This window comes from Pseudonocardia sp. SID8383 (genome assembly GCF_009864975.1).
GTDB lineage: Bacteria > Actinomycetota > Actinomycetes > Mycobacteriales > Pseudonocardiaceae > Pseudonocardia > Pseudonocardia alni.
Genome location: NZ_WWFY01000387.1, coordinates 1 through 3,549 on the forward strand (window position 1 = coordinate 1; position 3,549 = coordinate 3,549).

The following is a 3,549-nucleotide window of genomic DNA, read 5'->3' on the forward strand; positions in this document are numbered from 1 at the left end:
CCGCGCCGCAGCCGGGGCCCGGGCAGCAGGCCGGGCAGGGCCCGCAGTGGAACACCGCGTCGGGCTGGGGGCCGCCCCCGGCGGGGCTCGGCAGCGGGCCGCAGGGACGTCCGGCCCGGCCGCGTCAGGTGGTCACCGCGCTGGTCGCGCTGGTCGCGGCGGCGCTGCCGTTCGTCGTCATGGGCATCGGCGCGATGTTCGCGACGATCAACGACGCGGTCCTCAACGACACCGGGCTCCCGCGTGCCGACATCGACGCCGCGCTGGCCCAGACCGGTCTGACGATGGATCAGCTCACCCAGTTCGTGCGGGTGATGGGCGGGGTCTTCCTCGTCCTGGCGCTGGTGTGGATCGCGCTGGCCGTCGTCGCGTTCCTCGGGGCCGGTGGCGCCCGGATCGCGCTGGCCGTGCTGGCCGGCGTCTACGGGATCCCGCTCCTGCTGCTCATGGCGCCGACGATCCCGCTGTTCGCGGTACTCGTCGTGGCGCTGTCCGTCGCCGGGGTCGCGCTGCTGTTCGGGCGCCCGGCGAAGGAGTGGTACGCCACCCGCAAGCTCGGGGCCGCGAGCCGGTCCTGACACCGGCTGCGAGACTGGGGATGTGAGCACCGGAAGCGCAGGGACCGCCGTGAGCAACCCGGAACCCGAGGAGTCCGCCCGCCTCTTCGAGCGGGCGACCGAGCTGATCCCCGGCGGGGTGAACTCCCCGGTACGGGCGTTCAACTCGGTCGGCGGCACCCCGCGGTTCATGGTCTCGGGTGAGGGCTGCCGCCTCACCGACGCCGACGGCGCCACCTACGTCGACCTCGTCTCCTCCTGGGGGCCGATGATCCTGGGGCACGCGCACCCGGCCGTCGTCGAGGCGGTGCGGTCCGCGGCGTCGCAGGGGCTGTCGTTCGGCACCCCGACCCCGGGCGAGATCGACCTCGCCGCCGAGATCGTCGACCGGACCCCGGTCGAGCAGGTCCGTCTGGTCAATTCGGGCACCGAGGCGACGATGAGCGCCATCCGGCTCGCCCGCGGCATCACCGGCCGCACGGTGATCGTGAAGTTCTCCGGCTGCTACCACGGCCACGTCGACGCGCTGCTCGCCGACGCCGGCTCCGGGATCGCCACCCTCGGCCTGCCGACCAGTCCGGGCGTCACCGGCGCCCAGGCCGCCGACACCGTGGTGCTGCCCTACAACGACCTCGACGCCGTCCGCCAGGTCTTCGAGCAGCGCGGCGCCGACATCGCCTGCGTGATCACCGAGGCCGCCGCGGGCAACATGGGCGTGGTACCGCCGGTCGAGGGCTTCAACGCCGGGCTGCGCGACCTGTGCCACGCGCACGGCGCGCTGCTGGTGATCGACGAGGTGATGACCGGGTTCCGCGCGTCGCGGCAGGGCTGGTTCGGCTGCGACGGCGTCGCGGGCGACCTCTACACCTTCGGCAAGGTCATGTCCGGCGGGCTGCCCGCGGCCGCGTTCGGCGGGTCGGCGCAGCACATGTCGTACCTGGCCCCGGCCGGGCCGGTCTACCAGGCGGGCACGCTGGCCGGGAACCCGGTCGCCGTCGCCGCCGGGCTCACCACGCTGCGCCACGCCGACGACGCCGCCTACGCCACCCTGCAGTCCCACGCCGACCGGATCGGCGCGCTGGTCACCGCCGCGCTGGACCGGGAGGGCGTCGCCCACACGATCCAGTACGCGGGCACCATGTTCTCCCCGTTCTTCACCGCCGACCCGGTCACCGACTACGCGGGTGCGAAGGCCGCCGAGACCTGGCGCTACCCGGCGTTCTTCCACGCGATGCTCGACCACGGCGTCTACCTGCCCCCGAGCGCCTTCGAGGGCTGGTTCGTGTCCACCGCGCTGGACGACGAGGCGTTCGAGCGGATCGAGACCGGCCTGGCCGCCGCCGCGCGGGCCGCGGCCGCCGCCACCCGTCCGGACGGGGCCTGAGCATGGGTGACCGGACCAGCCCGCCCGCATCGGGACCGGTGACCGTGGTGCACGTGCTGCGCCACGGCGAGGTGCACAACCCCGAGGGCGTCCTCTACGGCCGCATCCCCGGCTACCACCTGTCCGACCACGGCCGGGCCCAGGCCAAGACCGTCGCCGCGTACCTCGACGGCAACGACGTCGCCGCCGTCGTCGCGTCGCCGCTGCAGCGCGCCCAGGAGACCGCCCGCCCGATCGCGGACGCCCACGGCGTCGACATCCACACCGAGGAGGGCCTGATCGAGTCCGGCAACCTCTTCGAGGGCAAGCGGTTCGGAGTCGGCGACGGCGCGCTCAAGCGCCCGCAGGTGTGGCGGCTGCTGCGCGACCCGTTCACCCCGTCCTGGGGCGAGCCGTACCTCGCGATCGCGCACCGGATGCTCGGCGCCGTGCACGCCGCGCGGGCGCTCGCACCCGGCCGCGAGGTCGTGTGCGTGTCCCACCAGCTGCCGATCTGGACGCTGCGCCGCTACCTGACGGGCCGGCAGCTCTGGCACGACCCGCGCCGCCGCCAGTGCGCGCTCGCCTCGCTGACCAGCATCGAGTTCACCGGCACCCGGATGACCGGGCTGCGCTACGCCGAGCCGGCCGGCCCGAGCGGCGCGATGGTGACCGGGGCATGAGGCGCCTGCTGCCCGCCCTGCTCGGGCTGCTGCTGCTCGTCGCCGGGTGCGGCGTCGGCCGCGACGCCGCGGGCGGGGGACCCGGCCAGGACTTCCAGTTCGTCGCCCCGGGCGGCCAGGTGCGCATCACCTACGACCCGCCGGAGAGCCGTCAGCCGATCACCGACCTGCGCGGCGAGAGCCTGCTGCGCGAGGGCACCCAGGTCGGCATCGGCGACTTCCCCGACACGGTGCGGGTCATCAACATCTGGGGCTCCTGGTGCGGCCCGTGCCGGACCGAGGCCCCCGAGCTGCAGGCCGTGGCCGAGGCGGCCCGGGGCAAGGCCGTCGTCCTCGGGATCGACGTCCGCGACGACCGGCAGGCCGCCCTGGACTTCGTGACCGACCGCGGCATCACCTACGACTCGATCTACGACGCGCCCGGCCGCACCCTGGCCCGGCTCGACGGCTACCCGCGCAACGTCGTGCCCTCGACGATCGTGCTCGACCGCGACGCCCGGGTGGCCGCGGTGTTCCTGGTCCCGGTCGGGAGCTCGGACCTGCTGCCGCTCATCACCCGGCTCGCCGCCGAGCCGAGGTCCGGTTCGTCCGCTGACCCCGGGTGACCGCGCGGGCGCGCCCCGCCCGGTGAACTACACGCTGTAGAACCCGCCGCGCGGCACCGCGAGCAGGGCTTCTACCCTGGGATGCGATGGACGCGACGACGACGCTGGCGATCTCGGGGCCGCTGCTGCTCGCAGTGCTGGTCTCGGTCGCCGCGGGGCTGGTGAGCTTCGCGTCGCCGTGCGTCGTCCCGCTGGTCCCCGGCTACCTCGCCTACCTCGCCGGGCTCGTCGGCGCGCAGTCCCCGCCGGTCACCCCGGCCGAGGCCACCGAGCGCGCCGCCGCCCGCCGGGGCGGGACCGCGACCGCGCCCGCGGACGGTGTGCAGGACGGCGTCGCGGGG

At 75.0% G+C, this 3,549-nt stretch carries 3 protein-coding genes and 2 pseudogenes; all 5 read left to right on the forward strand.

Annotated features, from left to right (window positions below; genetic code table 11):
- Positions 1–578, forward strand: a pseudogene (locus GTW08_RS09520) (hypothetical protein); the annotation flags it as partial.
- A gap of 49 nt (positions 579–627) precedes the next feature.
- A complete protein-coding gene (hemL, locus tag GTW08_RS09525) occupies positions 628–1,941 on the forward strand; it encodes a glutamate-1-semialdehyde 2,1-aminomutase (protein WP_073576564.1) in 1,314 nt (437 codons plus the stop codon).
- Positions 1,942–1,943: 2 nt separating this feature from the next.
- Positions 1,944–2,603 carry a histidine phosphatase family protein gene (locus tag GTW08_RS09530; protein ID WP_073576563.1) on the forward strand — a complete coding sequence of 220 codons (660 nt, stop codon included), beginning with the start codon at positions 1,944–1,946 and terminating at the stop codon, positions 2,601–2,603.
- On the forward strand, positions 2,600–3,208 hold the full coding sequence (locus tag GTW08_RS09535) for a TlpA family protein disulfide reductase (protein WP_073576562.1): 609 nt from the start codon (positions 2,600–2,602) through the stop codon (positions 3,206–3,208). The genes GTW08_RS09530 and GTW08_RS09535 overlap by 4 nt, the downstream gene beginning before the upstream one ends.
- An 86-nt stretch (positions 3,209–3,294) precedes the next feature.
- Positions 3,295–3,549: pseudogene (locus GTW08_RS09540) on the forward strand (cytochrome c biogenesis protein CcdA); the annotation flags it as partial.

What these genes read in the sequence shown, in the direction of transcription:
- GTW08_RS09530 (WP_073576563.1), top strand. Translation starts at nt 1,944, where the DNA reads ATGGGTGACCGGACCAGCCCGCCCGCATCGGGACCGGTGACCGTGGTG.
- GTW08_RS09535 (WP_073576562.1), top strand. Translation starts at nt 2,600, where the DNA reads ATGAGGCGCCTGCTGCCCGCCCTGCTCGGGCTGCTGCTGCTCGTCGCC.